General features: G+C 44.7%; 12 protein-coding genes. 11 read left to right on the top strand and 1 reads right to left on the bottom strand.

What is annotated here, in order from left to right; translation table 11 throughout:
* Positions 1 to 11 precede the first annotated feature (11 nt).
* On the bottom strand, positions 12 to 971 hold the full coding sequence (corA, locus tag OTK50_RS16585) for a magnesium/cobalt transporter CorA (protein WP_007408518.1): 960 nt from the start codon (positions 969 to 971) through the stop codon (positions 12 to 14).
* A 106-nt stretch (positions 972 to 1,077) separates the two neighbouring features.
* Here corA and OTK50_RS16590 point away from each other — a divergent pair, with 106 nt between their 5' ends.
* The 11 genes from OTK50_RS16590 to OTK50_RS16640 all read left to right on the top strand — a co-directional run bounded on the left by OTK50_RS16590 (position 1,078) and on the right by OTK50_RS16640 (position 16,398).
* Positions 1,078 to 1,941, top strand: coding sequence for a DNA-3-methyladenine glycosylase family protein (locus OTK50_RS16590; RefSeq protein WP_094031590.1), 864 nt, complete (start codon positions 1,078 to 1,080; stop codon positions 1,939 to 1,941).
* Between the two features lie 134 nt (positions 1,942 to 2,075).
* Complete coding sequence (gene rlmD / locus OTK50_RS16595) at positions 2,076 to 3,476, top strand: 23S rRNA (uracil(1939)-C(5))-methyltransferase RlmD (protein ID WP_007408520.1); 1,401 nt, start codon at positions 2,076 to 2,078, stop codon at positions 3,474 to 3,476.
* A gap of 223 nt (positions 3,477 to 3,699) precedes the next feature.
* Positions 3,700 to 4,869 (top strand): hypothetical protein, encoded by a 1,170-nt coding sequence (locus OTK50_RS16600; protein WP_052941788.1) that lies wholly within the window; start codon positions 3,700 to 3,702, stop codon positions 4,867 to 4,869.
* A 322-nt stretch (positions 4,870 to 5,191) separates the two neighbouring features.
* Positions 5,192 to 7,246, top strand: coding sequence for a hypothetical protein (locus OTK50_RS16605; RefSeq protein WP_206701121.1), 2,055 nt, complete (start codon positions 5,192 to 5,194; stop codon positions 7,244 to 7,246).
* Positions 7,247 to 7,965: 719 nt separating this feature from the next.
* Positions 7,966 to 8,949, top strand: coding sequence for a tRNA dihydrouridine synthase (locus tag OTK50_RS16610; protein WP_094031591.1), 984 nt, complete (start codon positions 7,966 to 7,968; stop codon positions 8,947 to 8,949).
* Positions 8,950 to 9,094: 145 nt separating this feature from the next.
* Positions 9,095 to 9,574 (top strand): DUF6884 domain-containing protein, encoded by a 480-nt coding sequence (locus OTK50_RS16615; protein WP_061581195.1) that lies wholly within the window; start codon positions 9,095 to 9,097, stop codon positions 9,572 to 9,574.
* A gap of 275 nt (positions 9,575 to 9,849) precedes the next feature.
* Positions 9,850 to 10,851 (top strand): acetoin:2,6-dichlorophenolindophenol oxidoreductase subunit alpha, encoded by a 1,002-nt coding sequence (gene acoA / locus OTK50_RS16620; RefSeq protein ID WP_003155540.1) that lies wholly within the window; start codon positions 9,850 to 9,852, stop codon positions 10,849 to 10,851.
* Position 10,852: 1 nt separating this feature from the next.
* Positions 10,853 to 11,881, top strand: coding sequence for an acetoin:2,6-dichlorophenolindophenol oxidoreductase subunit beta (acoB, locus tag OTK50_RS16625; RefSeq protein ID WP_052827183.1), 1,029 nt, complete (start codon positions 10,853 to 10,855; stop codon positions 11,879 to 11,881).
* A gap of 14 nt (positions 11,882 to 11,895) precedes the next feature.
* Positions 11,896 to 13,089, top strand: coding sequence for a dihydrolipoamide acetyltransferase family protein (locus OTK50_RS16630; protein WP_094031592.1), 1,194 nt, complete (start codon positions 11,896 to 11,898; stop codon positions 13,087 to 13,089).
* Between the two features lie 14 nt (positions 13,090 to 13,103).
* Positions 13,104 to 14,483, top strand: a complete 1,380-nt coding sequence (lpdA, locus tag OTK50_RS16635; protein WP_094031593.1) for a dihydrolipoyl dehydrogenase — start codon at positions 13,104 to 13,106, stop codon at positions 14,481 to 14,483.
* A 106-nt stretch (positions 14,484 to 14,589) separates the two neighbouring features.
* Complete coding sequence (locus tag OTK50_RS16640) at positions 14,590 to 16,398, top strand: sigma-54-dependent Fis family transcriptional regulator (protein ID WP_266121965.1); 1,809 nt, start codon at positions 14,590 to 14,592, stop codon at positions 16,396 to 16,398.
* Positions 16,399 to 16,437 lie beyond the last annotated feature (39 nt).

A 16,437-nucleotide genomic window follows, 5' to 3' on the forward strand; every position in this document is an offset into this window, starting at 1 on the left:
GGCAGCCGTTCTTACTTGAAAATATTAAACCAGCCTTTGCGGGCGAACCAAAACAGCATGGCGGCCACAAGAACGGCCATTACGCCCAAAACGATAAAATACCCGTATTTCCAATGAAGCTCAGGCATGTTATCGAAATTCATGCCGTAAACCCCCGCGATGAACGTCAGCGGGATAAAAATGGTCGAGACGATGGTTAATGTCATCATAATGGCGTTCATCCGGTTTGAATTCAGCGTCACATAGCTGTCCCGCAAATCTGACGTCATATCACGGTTTGACTCGATCAGCTCAGCCAGTTTTAACAGGTGGTCATAAATATCGCTGAAATACGCTTTCGTTTCACGGCTTTCTTTTACATGGTCAAGGCTCAAAATCCGGTACATTAAATCGCGCATCGGAATGATCGTCCGCCTCAGGTTCAAAAGATCAGTCCGCAATTCAAACACTTCATTCATTAAAGTGCCGTAAGATTTATGTGTTCTGCTGTCTTCAATTTCATTCAGCCGGTCTTCAATTTTGTACAGCACGGGGAAATATTCATCGACAAGCTGATCCATAATCATATAAGTGATGTGCCCGGGCCCTTTTTTGGCTAATCCCGGAGAAGCGAAAAACCGTTCTCTCACCTTTGAGACGCCGGGCGATTCGTGCAAATGGAAGCTGACGATGAAACGGTCGGACTGAAAAATGTCCACCTCTTCCATTTCCAGTGTGTCCGGGTTCAAGGCGTGGAGCACATAAAAACGGTAGCCGTCATAATGGTCGATTTTCGGCCGCTGCATATGCTGAAAGCAATCCTCGATCGCAAGCGGATGAAAGTGAAAATAATCACGCAGCAGCTCGGTTTCATGCATCTCAGCGCCGAAAAAATCAATCCAGTACCATGCGATGTCCGGTTGTTCTGTACGTGATAGGGGGATATTATCTAATATCTCATTATGTGTTGTGATTGCGGTTATATGTATCATAAACAACCCTCCGCCTGCCATTATATCATGCGGCGTTATGAAGAAAAGTATACGAATTGCCGCCCGGCCGCTTCATGATATACTTGGACAAAAAGGGGTGGAGCATATGTGGAAGGAAACGGTTTCGGTCACACCGCCGTATCATTTTGATAAAGTCCTTGAAAGGCTGTCGCTCGATCCGCTGAATGCGGTCGATCTTCATGCAAGATCAATCAAAGTGCCGCTCAGAACACGGGACGGCAAACTGTCCGTCATCACGGTTCAAGCGGAAGGCACCGCCGCAGACCCGGTCTTCCTCGTCAGCGGAGAAACGGACCGCGAGGAGATGATTGAACGGATCAAACACATTTTTCAGTGGGAGCAGCCGCTTCAGCCTGTGCTTGATCATTTCTCAAAAACAAATCTGTCGGCGCTTTTTGAGGAGCATGCGGGAACCCCGCTCGTCTTGGAATATGACGTCTACAACTGTCTCATGAAATGCATCATCCACCAGCAGCTCAACCTGTCCTTCGCTTTTACTTTAACGGAACGGTTCGTCCATGCCTTCGGTGAACAAAAAGACGGCGTCTGGTGCTATCCCGAGCCGAAAACGATCGCGGGGCTTGAATATCATGACTTGCGGGAGCTCCAGTTCAGCATGAGAAAAGCGGAATATGCGATTGACATTTCACGGATGATTGCAGAAGGAGCGCTCAATCTGGCGGAACTTACCCATTTGTCGGATGAAGACATTATGAAAAAGCTGATCACCATCAGAGGCATCGGCCCGTGGACCGTCCAAAACGTCCTCATGTTCGGCCTCGGCCGCCCGAATCTGTTTCCTTTGGCGGATATCGGCCTGCAAAACGCCGTCAAACGCCGCTTCGCCCTAGAGGATAAACCGTCAAAAGACGTGATGCTCCAGGTAAGCAGCGAATGGGCGCCGTATTTAAGCTATGCGTCCTTGTACTTGTGGAGAAGTATTGAATGATGAGGATTTTTGGAAACTTCCAGTGAAAAACATGAAGGAACCGCCGGCTGCATGTTATACTGAAAAGATGTGATATTTCAAAGCAGCCGTTTTCCCAGGAGAAAGGCTTTATATAGAAACGGAGAGAAAAAAACGTGAATCAACATCAAAAAAAGGCGCCTGCCGAATTGAAAATCGGACAGACATTTCCGCTGACCATCAAACGTCTCGGCATTAACGGAGAGGGCGTCGGCTATTTTAAGAAAAAAGTTGTCTTCGTTCCCGGCGCTCTGCCCGGTGAAGAAGTCGTTGCCGAAGCGACAAATGTGCAGCCGAAATTTTCAGAAGCACGCGTCAAAAAAATCCGCAAGCCGTCTGAACACCGCGTCACGCCGCCATGCCCGGTCTACGACCAGTGCGGCGGCTGTCAGCTTCAGCATCTGGCATACACCCAGCAGCTTCGCGAAAAACGCGACATCGTCATTCAGTCTCTGGAACGTCATACGAGATTCAATGTCGAAGAAATGAACATTAAAGATACGATCGGAATGGACAACCCTTGGAATTACCGGAACAAAAGCCAGTTTCAAGTCGGACGCTCGCAAAGCGGCAGCATCATTGCCGGCTTATACGGACTTGATTCCCATAAAATCGTTCCGATTAAGGAATGCATTGTCCAGCATCCGGCGACAAACAAAACAACGGGTATCGTCCGCCGTATTTTGGAAAAACACAACGTATCCGTTTATAACGAACGGACCAAAAAAGGCGATGTCCGCACCATCGTGACGAGAGTCGGTTTTGAAACAGGCGAAGTGCAGGTCGTGCTTGTCACCGCGAAAGAGACACTGCCGAATAAAGACGAGATCGTCAAAGCCATTCAGAACCGTCTGCCGGAAGTGAAATCGATTATTCAAAACGTCAACGGCGCGCGCACATCCGTCATTTTCGGTGACAAAACAAAAGCGCTGGCCGGAAGCCATGCCATTCAAGAAGTGCTCGGCGACGTGTCATTTGAACTGAGCGCCCGCGCCTTCTTCCAGCTCAACCCTGAGCAGACGGTCAAGCTGTATGACGAAGTGAAACAAGCGGCTCAGCTGACAGGAAAAGAAAAAGTCGTAGACGCGTATTGCGGCGTCGGTACGATCGGCATGTGGGTCTCAAGCGGCGCAAAAGAGATCCGCGGCATGGACGTCATTAAAGAATCAATTGACGATGCGAAGAAAAACGCCAAAAAACACGGCATCAAAAACGCGGCATATGTCACAGGAACAGCCGAACACTGGCTCCCGAAATGGACGAAAGAAGGCTTCCGTCCTGACGTGGTCATCGTCGACCCGCCGAGAACCGGCTGTGACAGAACATTTTTAGATACCATCAAAAAAGTAAAACCGAAACGCTTCGTCTACGTATCCTGCAATCCTTCCACACTGGCGAAAGACTTGCAGACGCTGTCGAAGGACTATCGTGTCGAATATATTCAGCCTGTTGATATGTTTCCGCAGACGGCTCATGTGGAAGCCGTGGCGAAGCTTGTATTAAAATCGTCTAACTAAAATAAACAATTTGTAATCAGACCTGGATTTCGGTAAATTAAACAATTCCGATTTCCGGGTTTTTTTATGCGCAGCCTTTGCCCTGGCTGTCTTTTCGATTCTTTTTTCCTCCTTTTAATAGTAATTCTAAAATATAAGATTTTTGGAAATTCTTCAACGATTTTTGTGTTAACTTCAACTATAATTGAATTGTAGTCTGTTTAATATAGGAGGAAGGGATATATTGGTCAAAAAATCATTTATTGTAATTGAAAAACCAAAAGGAAACATAACAAAACTACCTTATTCACCTATAAAAGAATCTCTGTTACTAAACTTAAAAACTAGGAATGAAAAGGGAGAAATAGAATTAAGGTGTGAGTGTTCTGATAAGATAGTGCTTAAAGTTTCCAATGCAAAATCACCGTATTTATATAATTCTACCAGACAATTTAAACATTCCAAGGATTGTTGCCGACATCCTCAATTTGTGGGTTCAAGCCCATATGAAAAGGCCTGGAGCTACGATGAGGAAGAGGGATTACATATTGTTAGAATTAAAGAATTACATCTTTCTCAGCTAGGGGATAATAACGAAAGAAACAGTAATGTGAGAAATAATGTGATTTATCATGAAGGAACGGGATCTAATAAAAATGTATCAACGATTTTTGGCTTAGCCACAAGAATAAATATGATGGCGTGGGAAAGTATGGTGTTAGGAAAAAAACATAGAGTTCCTAATGATAAATATGAGTTAGCTAAACATGTTTATGGTATATCGGCTCGAATTAGGTTATCGAGAAAAAGAAAAACTTTAAACGAGATGTTTTATAAACAAGTAGGCATATGGAATGTAAAAGTAAAAAAAGATATCTATTTTGTTTACATGTATGTAAATAGTGTAATACCGCTTGGAGAAGATACTCTATTTGATAATACAAAAAAAGATATTCTGTATTGTGAAGATGCTTTTGGGCGAACTAATCGCTTCTATGTTGAAAAGGAGGAATATGAACACAAGAAAAAAATAGAACCGCATAGCCCTGAATATGTGGTAGCAGGTTTTGTGTATAAAGAAGACAAGTATCATAAATGTATGACTCTAAAAAATTACTGTTTAATACCGATATCTGGTAGAGGTTTATATTGTGAAAGTTCTCATGAAAAAAATATATATGATCGGTTATGTGAAGATAATCTAACATTTTATAAGCCTTATTTGCCAATAGAAGGTTATGGAAGTTTTATTCCGGATGGATACGTTATCAATAAAGACAAGGATATAATATTTGAGGTGTTTGGTATTACTGGTATGTCCTCATATGATGAAAGAAAAGCAGAGAAAATTGCCTTATCTCAAACGGATTCCTTTAAGAGTATGTATAAATTTAAATATTGGGAAGTAAACTAATAGGAATGGAAGTTTTCATTTAATGAGGGATAGTTCATAGTTCCCATTAAGAAATTAATTCGTACCCAAAGTACATAAGCGAAGTTCAGGAAAGTATAAAGTTGCTTATTATAAGGGAGATTAATTGGGTTATTATAAACCAAGGAGAAGATTTGACTGTCTATAAGATCCAATTGCATGCGGGTTTTGGTAACGGAAATATAAAGCTGTAATAGATATACAATACAAACCCCATGCGATAGAAGTCTTGATTATAGCTAGACATAAATGGAGAAATATATATAGTGGATTTGTTGAAAAAAATATAGAAGGAGAGAACAACTTGAAAATATGGAACCATTATGAACTTGAGGCTTTGTTTAAAGATTCAAAGGAATTTATTCCTTTTTTAAACGAATTTATGCAAAACAATTCTCTGGAAGATACTTTAGAAATCGTTAGAGTCTCAGGCGTTTGTTTTAACATCTACAATAATAGACAAAAGATATCAAAAAAAGTCATATCTAACATTAAAGCAGTTTATAAGAGTGATATTAAGTTAATTGATAATTTTGAAGAAAAAATTAATATAATTAATTCAATTTTTAAGGATTTTTATAAATTGAGATCATCCAGGAAATTAGACCAAATTCCTCAGAAGAGAGAGGTAATAACATTTATTCTTTCTTTAGAGATTATGTTAGGTTCTCTAATTGAGTATATTAATGGGAATTCTATACATAGAATTAAAGAGGTGTATCCATACGTCATCTCATTGTTTGATGAAGGTAAACAAAAAATATTACCTGCTCAAAAAGATATAAATCGTGTATTAGGTATAGCTGATAGTATTGCAGAGTTTGCGGGGAGTTTACTGAAGTCTATGGGAGGTGGAAAAGGTAATATAGGAAAACTTGAAACTATGCGCATGAGTCACATAAGAGTCGCAAGAGAGCATATTGAACTATTTGATTTGTGGTCGTCTCTTTTGAACATTGAACAAAAATGGCGTTTTATCGGTACAGATTTTGATATAGATAATAAGAAAATTCACATCCAGCCCAAGAATGAAGATTTTTTACATGCACAAGAAATCTCAAAAGTGAGATTTAAGGATCAAAGAAGTAAATGGTATACGGATTTTAATTTAGCCGATAAAACAGAATTGGAACGTAAAATTGATCAAAATGCAAAGAAATTACCTCCAGCTCATTATCTTTGCGAGAATGAAGCATATTATTGTATTGCGATAGGAGAATTTCTACACACTCATGATCTAAATATAAGGCTTTTAGGTGTGTCACTCGCAGAATGGATTAGAGCTTACGTTGTAATTCAAATTGAGGCTGAAAATTATTTAAAGGAAAGATTCGAGTCAAAAGTAGTTAAACCATTAAACTTAAATAATTGGACTATTATGAAAACTGAAACTTACTGGATAAACTTATTTGTTTCAAAGGGAGTAACTCAAGCCAGTGCTCTTAAAATCATCAATAACTTCAAATTTAATCAAGATGCAAAAGATTTGTTAGATTGTCCTTTTGTCGTTCATAATGACAGTTTGATTATTATTCCTTCTGTGGCATCACATATAGATCCTTCAATGTCATTGATATCTCTGTTAAATAAGAAGAAAGTGGATATTTCTTTTAAGGGTACTGGATTAGAAGAATACATATTAAATAAACTAAACAAGCTAGATATTGGTGCGAAAAGACTAAAGAGAATTGTTAATGGTGAAACATATGAATGTGATGTAGTTTTTACTATTGACAATGATTTGTTCTTTGTAGAATTAAAAGCCTTTGGTCAACCACTAACTATTAGGGAATATTATAATTTCTTAATAAAGATAATACAAAGGGAAACGGAAAAGATAAATAAAAGCCATAAAGAAAGAAGTGCTGTCGAGCAACTAAATCGTATTGTTGATTATTACGTGGAGAATATAAACATTGTAAGAGAAGAATTGAAACTAGAAGAAGAATGGCATCCTAAAAATATTTATAAAGTTATTGTAACGACAGCAATGCTTGGTGAAAGTATGTATTATAATGATTGCTATATTGCTGATACTTCAGCTTTTGTTCGGTTTTTAGATAGGAATCCTCCGGGTTTTTCAATAGGAAATAGATCTTTAAAACCGTATCACGAAGATTTTGAAGGAAATATAACATCTGAAAAGCTAATTAATATGTTGAAAAATCCTCCACAAATAGAGTTGGGAAATATAAGAGTCAAAAAGAATTATAGAAACCTTGCGATAAATGATTTAACTGTTCAATACCCATATTATAATGATCAATTAGGTGATTTTATCGAATACGATAAAGAATTATTGCAAAGATTAGGTTTAGAGAAGGATGAAATTAAAAAGATTAAAAAAATTGCAGAATAAAAAAAATAAGCTCCACTCATTGAATGCAAGCTTAAATTTATGCCTACAGCTAAACTTAGAGATAAATGGTGGGTCTATTTTTAAGATGTAATTACTATTAAAGATATATGTTAGGCAAGCTAAGCGTTGATAGATAAATAGGGAATTTTTTCATAATGTGGATTTTTGGAGGAGATGATAATGGATTTGAAAATCAAATTACCATAGGAATTCTTCATTAAGGGAAAGGCTAATCATACAATTAATTTTGAAATTCCTTTGCCTGAACATATAAAATGGGCTAAAAGATCAAAAATTTAGATCAATGAAAGGTGTTTATGTAACAGATTTAAAAAACCAAACTCGTAATTGTATATATGTGGGGGAAGGTAGCATGCGTAATAGATTAAGTAGACATAAGTATACATTAAAGAGTCTTCTTAGTAATAATGAGCATTGTCGATCTTCGGTCTTTTTCTTGCGCGGCCCTCTCCAGATTTTCATTTTAAAAAATGAAACATAAGAGGACAGGCGATCACGTTGATTAGAGCAAAAGCAAGTAATATGAATGATTTGTTTCAACCTAATACCATTTATGTGTGTTAATGAAATGTTCAAAATTTACTATCGTTTGATAAGAAGTGCTGACACATGCTATAAGTGTAAAAGAAGCATGGTCAGTTTTTAATTTTGGGATAAAGGTTTGGCTGTATCCCATCATGAAAGGATTTGGATTTGTTATGACAGATAATTTCTGGCGTGAATTACCACGGCCATTTTTTGTACTGGCACCAATGGAAGATGTGACGGATGTCGTTTTTCGCCATGTTGTGAGTGAAGCAGGCAGACCTGATGTGTTTTTCACAGAGTTTACAAACTCAGAAAGCTATTGTCACCCGGATGGGAAGGATAGTGTGCGCGGCCGTTTGACATTCACGGAGGATGAACAGCCGATGGTTGCCCACATATGGGGAGATAAGCCTGAAAACTTTCGCCAAATGAGTATTGGGATGGCGGAATTAGGGTTTAAGGGCCTGGATATCAATATGGGCTGTCCTGTACCTAATGTGGCGGGGAATGGAAAGGGAAGCGGCCTGATTTGCCGTCCTGAAGTTGCAGCCGAATTAATACAGGCGGCGAAAGCAGGAGGTCTGCCGGTAAGTGTGAAGACCAGACTTGGCTACACGGATATAGACGAATGGCGCGGCTGGCTGACACACATACTGAAACAAGACATTGCGAATCTTTCCATTCATCTGCGTACAAGAGCGGAAATGAGTAAAGTAGATGCGCATTGGGAGCTCATCCCGGAAATCAAGAAACTTCGTGATGAGATAGCGCCGGATACCCTATTGACGATCAATGGGGATATTCCTGACCGTGAAACCGGCTTGAAACTCGCTGAACAATACGGTGTTGACGGGATTATGATTGGACGAGGCATTTTTACTAATCCATTCGCCTTTGAAAAGGAGCCGAGAGAGCATAGCAGTAAGGAATTGCTTGATCTTTTGAGATTGCACCTGGATCTTCATGATGAATATTCAAAAGCAGAAGCTCGAGCATATAAACCGCTCCCCCGCTTTTTCAAGATATATCTCCGCGGATTCCGTGGAGCAAGTGAATTAAGAAATCAATGCATGAATACAAAGTCAACAGATGAAGTGCGTGCATTGCTCGATGACTTTGAGAGAAAGTATCTTGAGGGGATGGAGCAAGAGTGACCTAAACAAGTCTTCATCCGGCCCGGATTTCGGTTTGAATTCCGGGTCTTTTTGTGTGCAGTTTTTATCCAGACAGATCCGTCATGCAGAAATAAACGAATAATGGTACATTGATAGGAGATACATCATAAAGGGGGAGAGAAAAATGAAACGACTGTGCATCATCCCCTGCGGCAAGAAAAAAATTTGGGATGTCCATTCAGATACAGGTCCGGTAAGGGCGGAAGACGCTTATCTCAGCCCGTTTCATCAGGCGTGCGAGCGATATGCGAAAGCATTTTTCGATGAGTGGGTGATTTTGTCGGCGAAGCACGGATTCCTTCGTCCGGACGATATGGTTCCCGGAAATTACGATGTCACTTTTGGAACCGGTCATCCGGAGATCATGGCAGCGGACGAGCTGCGCCGTCAATTTCATGAAAAAGGCTTTTCCGACATCGAAGAGCTTGTCATGCTTGGCGGAAAAAAATACCGAAGCGTCCTAAACGCCGTCATCGGAGAGCATCAGCATATCACCTGGCCTTTGTCATCGTATAAAGGCATTGGCTACATGCTTCAAGCGCTGAATCGGGCTGTTGAAGAAAAGCATGAACTGCAGCACGTGGATATGAAAAAAAGAGTGTAACCACTCAAACGCCATGATAAACTGTATGCAGAAGAATGAAGCAATAAAAGATTTCCGAGGAAATAAATACGTCGATCATTGTCAAAGACAGGGTGATGCCCGGTCTTTTTTGTATGCCTTAAAACGAGACAAAGGGAACAGATCGAGACAAAATGAGACACCTGTCTCAAACTGTCTCCATTGTAAAAGTAAAAACATTCATTTTACGGGCTTCAAAGGCTGGCATGCTTCTTGCATTTATAAGTGTGAACCCTAAATAGAAGGAGGCGCACAAAATGGAATTGTTAAAACGAGAAGGCTTGTCATTAACTGAGGAAAAAGCGCTGTGGATGTACCAAAAGATGCTGGAAATCAGGGGCTTTGAAGACAAAGTGCATGAACTGTTCGCGCAAGGAGTGCTTCCCGGATTCGTCCATTTGTATGCCGGTGAAGAAGCGGTAGCTGCGGGGGTGTGCGCTCATTTAGATGATGGCGACAGCATTACAAGCACGCACAGGGGACATGGCCATTGTATCGCCAAAGGCTGTGATCTGGACGGCATGATGGCGGAAATATTCGGAAAAGCGACCGGACTGTGTAAAGGAAAAGGCGGTTCTATGCACATTGCGGATCTTGATAAAGGCATGTTAGGCGCAAATGGAATCGTCGGGGGCGGATTCACGCTCGCATGCGGATCAGCGCTCACGGCTAAATATAAACAAACTAAAAATGTAAGCGTTTGCTTTTTTGGGGACGGAGCCAATAACCAAGGGACCTTCCATGAAGGGCTGAACTTAGCGGCAGTATGGAATCTTCCTGTCGTGTTCATCGCCGAAAACAACGGTTACGGCGAAGCCACGACATTTGAGTACGCATCAGCCTGTGATTCAATCGCCGATCGGGCGGCTGCCTACAACATGCCGGGGGTCACGGTGGACGGAAAAGATATTTTAGCAGTTTATCAGGCAGCCGGGGAAGCGATAGAAAGAGCAAGAAACGGCGGAGGCCCGTCTTTGATTGAATGTATGACTTACAGAAACTACGGCCATTTCGAAGGGGATGCCCAAACTTATAAAACAAAGGATGAAAAGACTGAGCATCTTGAAGAAAAGGATGCCATCCAAGGCTTTAAAAACTATCTTCTAAAAGAAACAGATGCAAATAAACTGTCAGACATCGAACAGCGTGTCAGCGAATCGATTGAAAAAGCCGTCTCGTTCAGCGAAAAGAGTCCATATCCGAAAGAGTCTGAGCTGTTGACAGACGTCTACGTGTCATATGAAAAAGGGGGAATGTGAGATGGCGAGAGTCATAAGCATGTCGGACGCGATCAATGAAGCAATGAAGCTTGCGATGAGAAAAGACGACAATGTGCTTGTAATCGGTGAAGATGTCGCCGGGGGAGCGGCGGTCGATCACTTGCAAGATGATGAAGCATGGGGCGGTGTATTGGGGGTCACAAAGGGGCTCGTACAGGAATTCGGCAGAAGCAGGGTGCTGGACACACCAATTTCTGAGGCGGGCTACATGGGTGCGGCCATGGCTGCGGCATCCACGGGGCTGAGACCGATTGCGGAACTGATGTTTAACGATTTTATCGGAACGTGCTTTGACCAAGTGATCAACCAAGGGGCGAAATTCCGCTATATGTTCGGCGGTAAAGCGCAAGTGCCGATCACCGTCCGCACCACATACGGAGCCGGGTTCCGGGCAGCCGCTCAGCATTCGCAGGCGCTGTATGGCCTGTTCACCAGCATCCCGGGTCTGAAGACGGTTGTGCCGTCCAATCCATATGACGCCAAAGGTTTGCTGCTTTCGGCAATAGAAGACAATGATCCGGTATTCTTTTTTGAAGATAAAACGTCCTACAACATGAAGGGCGAGGTGCCGGAAGATTATTATACAATTCCGCTCGGAAAAGCGGATATCAAACGCGAAGGCAATGATGTCACGCTCTTTGCAGTCGGCAAGCAGGTCAATACTGCGCTTGAAGCGGCTGCGCAGCTTTCTGAGAAAGGCATCGACGCCGAGGTGCTTGATCCCCGGAGTCTGTCTCCTTTAGATGAGGAAGCGATTTTCACATCGTTAGAAAAAACAAACCGGCTGATCATCATTGACGAAGCCAATCCGCGCTGCAGCATCGCCACGGATATTGCTGCGATTGTCGCCGATAAGGGCTTTGATTTGCTTGATGCGCCGATTAAACGGATTACAGCGCCGCATACACCAGTGCCGTTTTCGCCGGTGCTTGAAGATCAATATTTGCCGACATCAGACCAAATTGTCAGCGTCACGCTTGAATTGCTTGGCGAGCCGGCAATGAATTAAAGGAGGGATATAGAATGGCTGTAAAAGTAGTAATGCCGAAGCTGGGAATGGCGATGAAGAAAGGTGAAGTATCCGTCTGGAATAAAAAAGTCGGCGACCCGGTTGAAAAGGGAGAAAGCATCGCCAGCATCAACTCGGAAAAAATAGAAATGGAAATAGAAGCGCCTGAAAGCGGCACGCTTCTCCATATTAAAGTCAAAGAGGGAGAAGGAGTCCCGCCGGGAACGCCCATCTGTTATATCGGGGAAAACGGCGAAGAAGTGCGGGAGAAGGAGGCGCCGGCTCCTGAAAATGCAGGGAAACCGCAATCTGAACCTGAACATATTCCCGCTCCCAAAGCCGTGCAAAAGCGTAAACACCGCGTGAAAATATCTCCCGTTGCCCGAAAAATGGCAGAGAAAGCCGGGTTGAAAGTTGAAACGCTGAACGGGACGGGGCCTGGAGGCAGAATCGTAAAAGCTGACGTCATCAAGGCCATGAAGACGGAATCTGAACCGCAGTCTTCGGATCAGATGGCACAGCCGGAGGGAAAACCGGCTTCAGCGATGAGAAAAGTGATTGCAGACCGAATGCACAAAAGCCTGCAAAACAGCGCCCAGCTGACGCTGACGATGAAAGCGGACATTACGGAGCTTGTAAAATGGCAGCAGCAGCTCGCCGACAGCGCGAAAAAGCGGAGCGGTGTTAAACTGACGGTCACACATTTCGTATCCCGGGCCGCGGTGCTTGCGCTGAAACAGCATCCTGAGCTGAACAGCTCTTATCAAGAGGAGCGGATCATCACCTATCCATATGTCCACCTCGGGATGGCGGTTTCTCTTGAAAACGGTCTCGTCGTGCCGGTGATTCGGGATGCGGAAAAGCTTTCATTCCTTGAGCTTGCGGATCACATCAGCACATCGGCACGCCGGGCGCGGGAAGGCAATGCTTCCGGAGATGATCTGCACGGATCGACATTTTCTATTACAAATCTCGGGGGTTACGGAATTGAGCATTTCACCCCGATTCTTAATCCGCCTGAAGCCGGTATTCTCGGAGTGGGCGCAAGCTATGAAACGCCTGCGTTTAAAGGAGATGAGCTTGTCAAAAGCATCATGCTGCCGCTGAGCCTTACCTTTGATCACAGAGTATGTGACGGCGCACCGGCTGCGGACTTCCTGAAAACGGTCAAAGCGCTGCTTGAAGAGCCGGCCGGATTGATTTTATAGAGAGGGTGAAGAGATTGACACTAGCCATTATCGGCGGCGGGCCTGCCGGATATGCAGCTGCCGTGACTGCCGCGCGGAGGGGAGAAGAAGTCGTTCTGATCGACAAAGGGCCGCTCGGAGGCACTTGTCTCAATGAGGGGTGCATCCCGACAAAGTCGCTTTTGGAAAGCGCGAATGTGCTCGATAAAATCAGGCACGCAGATACATTCGGCATCGAACTGCCGCAAAACATTACACTCAATTGGGCCCGCATGCAGGGGCGCAAACGGCAAATCGTCAGCCAGCTCGTGCAGGGAATTCAATACTTAATGAAAGCAAATCAGATTAAAGTCATCAGCGGGACAGCTTCATTTCTCACAGAGCAGACATTGCTTGTTGAAGGAGAAGGAGGCGCAAAAGACATTCTGGAAGCGGATCGGATATTGATTGCATCCGGATCTGAACCGGCGGAGCTGCCGTTTGCCCCATTTGACGGCGATTGGGTGATCGACAGCAAAGACGCGCTTTCTTTACAGAAAATCCCTTCTTCTCTGCTTATTGTCGGGGGAGGTGTGATCGGCTGTGAATTTGCCTCTTTATTCAGCCGGTTTAAAACGAAAGTGACGGTGATTGAATCGGCTGACCGGCTGCTCCCGGCAGAAGACGGAGAAATCGCCGCCGTTTTCGAAGACTCTTTAAGAGACAGCGGGGCTGATATTCAGACGAAAGCCGCCCTTCAGCGGATTGACAAAGAAAGGAAAACCGCGGTGTGGACAAAAGACGGCAAAGAAATTGAGGCTCAGGCTGATCACGTTTTGGTTGCAATTGGGAGAAAGCCGCGTTTGCATGGCTTGAATCTGGAGCAGGCCGGCATCCGGTATTCTCCGCGCGGCATTGAAGTCAATGACCATATGCAGACCAATGTGCCTCATATATATGCGTGCGGCGATGCGGCCGGAGGAATGCAGCTCGCGCATGCCGCCATTCATGAAGGAATCACAGCCGCCGCGCATGCCTCGGGAAAGGACAGCAAAGTCAATATGCGGGCGGTGCCCCGCTGTATTTATACATCGCCGGAAATGGCCGCTGTCGGGCTGACGGAAACACAGGCGAGAGAGGCATACGGAGATGTGAAAATCGGAGAATGCTCATTTTCTGCTAACGGAAAAGCGTTAATTAAACATCAGCATGGCGGCAAAATGAAAATCATTGCCGAACCGGAATTCGGAGAAATCGTCGGCGTGTCAATGATCGGGCCGGACGTGACGGAATTGATCGGTCAGGCGGTCATGATGATGAACGGTGAAATGACGGCTGATATGTCGGAGCACTTTATCGCGGCGCATCCGACTCTGTCAGAAACGCTTCAGGAAGCCCTGCTGAATGTCACCGGACTTGCGGTGCATTCCGTATAACCGGAATACCCTTTCTCAGATGAGAAGGGGTATTTTTCGTTGAAAGCGCTTTATTTTTCCCCTACAATATATGAAAAGATGGTCTGAACAGGGGGGAGCAAATACAATGAATGTCATTCGGAATGATTTTAATACCTGGAAGCGCTTTGTGAAAGAAGGCGTGCTTGATGAATCCCGTATTCAGAAGCGGGTGGCGGCCTCATGGCACCGCTGCAAAAAAGCCGACGTCAACCCTTATCTCGAAAAGGGGCCGAATGTGATGCCGGCAGATCATTTAGAAAGGCAGGCCGAAAAGCATGCGTTATTTTTAGCGGCCTCAATGCCTCATGCAGAAAGAATGAAAACGGCAATGCGGGAAATGGAAATGATGGTCCTCCTGATTGATTCAGACGGCGTTGTCCATTCAGTTGACGGCCACCCGCGCACCATTCATGAAGCGAACCGCATCAATTTCTTAAAAGGCGCCCGCTGGACGGAAACGGCCGTCGGCACGAATGCGATCGGGACGGCTCTTTATACAAATGAGCCGGTCATGATACACGGCTCTGAACATTATTCGCTCGCTTCTCATCAATGGAGCTGTTCCGCCGCGCCGATCCGTTATGAAGACGGGCGGCTGGCGGGTGTCATTGATATTTCCTGCCCCGCCGCCCGCGCTCAGCCGTTTATGCTCGGAATTGCCTCCTCCATTGCTTATACGGCGGAACGGGAGCTTGCCCTAAAGATCAAAATGACAGAACTTGACATGATCAGCAAGTTCGCCGGGCTTACCCGGTCTCACGATCCGATCGTGCTTTGCAATGAAATGAGCCGGGTTATCGCCGCAAGCCGTCCCGTTCAGCATTTTACCGGACATACGCTGCGCGAGCTTGAGGAACAGGGATTTCACATCAAGCAGGCGAAGCGGGAGGAGAACGGCTACACATGCGTTTATTTATCCAAACGAGAAGAAAAGCCGTCTTTTATATTCCATGGTGCGGCAGGCAAAAGCCCGTCATCCCGACATATGCTTCAGCAGCTGGAGCTTGTCGCCCGAACGGACGCAACCGTTTGTCTTACGGGAGAAACCGGGACGGGAAAGGAGGTTGCCGCCCGGGCGATTCATAACAACAGCTCCAGGAAAAACGGCCCGTTTATCGCCGTCAATTGCGGAGCGGTCCCCGAAAAGCTGATTGAAAGCGAACTGTTCGGCTACTCGGAAGGCGCCTTCACCGGGGCCAAACGGAAAGGACATAACGGCGCTTTGCAAAAAGCCGATAAAGGCACGCTTTTCCTCGATGAAATCGGAGAAATATCACACTCCATGCAGGTCGCTCTGTTACGGGTGCTGCAGGAACGGAAAGTCACCCCGGTCGGCGGGACAAAAGAGATTCCCGTTGACATCAGAATCATCACTGCCACCCACACTGATCTGAGACAGCTTGTCGAATGCAAAAAGCTGAGAGAAGATTTATTTTACCGGCTTCACGTCTGTCCGATCCACCTCCCTCCATTAAGAGAACGCACCGAAGACATTCCCGGCCTTTTCCTTGAATTTCAGCGAAATCGCGGCTGGCGGGGGGAGCTTCCTGATGACTTTTTAGACCTATTAAAGAGCCGGAAATGGCCGGGGAATATCAGGGAATTGTTTAATGTATTTGAACGTCTTTCCGTCATGTTCCCGGACGGACGGCTGTCAGAACGCCCCATCGCAGCCCTGCTTGAAGCGTCAGGTCTTAAAGAGGCGGCCGAGTCTTATGAACAGGAAGAAGCGCCCCCTGTCTCCATCCGGGAGCACATTCAGAAAAACATCATCGTAAACGCGCTTGAATCGGCGAAGGGGAATGTCACGCTGGCCGCCAAAATGGCCGGAATCCCGCGGAGCACGTTTTACAAACGTCTCAAAAAATTCAAACTCACCGCCGGACAATTGTAAGAAACAAGCATACTTCTCTTGGCTGCCGGACACGTTATG

Source organism: Bacillus sp. NEAU-CP5 (assembly GCF_026420705.1).
Lineage (GTDB): Bacteria > Bacillota > Bacilli > Bacillales > Bacillaceae > Bacillus > Bacillus velezensis.

What these genes read in the sequence shown, in the direction of transcription:
- OTK50_RS16615 (WP_061581195.1), top strand. Translation starts at nt 9,095, where the DNA reads ATGAAACGACTGTGCATCATCCCCTGCGGCAAGAAAAAAATTTGGGAT.
- OTK50_RS16630 (WP_094031592.1), top strand. Translation starts at nt 11,896, where the DNA reads ATGGCTGTAAAAGTAGTAATGCCGAAGCTGGGAATGGCGATGAAGAAA.
- acoA (WP_003155540.1), top strand. Translation starts at nt 9,850, where the DNA reads ATGGAATTGTTAAAACGAGAAGGCTTGTCATTAACTGAGGAAAAAGCG.
- OTK50_RS16590 (WP_094031590.1), top strand. Translation starts at nt 1,078, where the DNA reads ATGTGGAAGGAAACGGTTTCGGTCACACCGCCGTATCATTTTGATAAA.
- acoB (WP_052827183.1), top strand. Translation starts at nt 10,853, where the DNA reads ATGGCGAGAGTCATAAGCATGTCGGACGCGATCAATGAAGCAATGAAG.
- OTK50_RS16610 (WP_094031591.1), top strand. Translation starts at nt 7,966, where the DNA reads ATGACAGATAATTTCTGGCGTGAATTACCACGGCCATTTTTTGTACTG.
- OTK50_RS16640 (WP_266121965.1), top strand. Translation starts at nt 14,590, where the DNA reads ATGAATGTCATTCGGAATGATTTTAATACCTGGAAGCGCTTTGTGAAA.
- corA (WP_007408518.1), bottom strand. Translation starts at nt 971, where the DNA reads ATGATACATATAACCGCAATCACAACACATAATGAGATATTAGATAAT.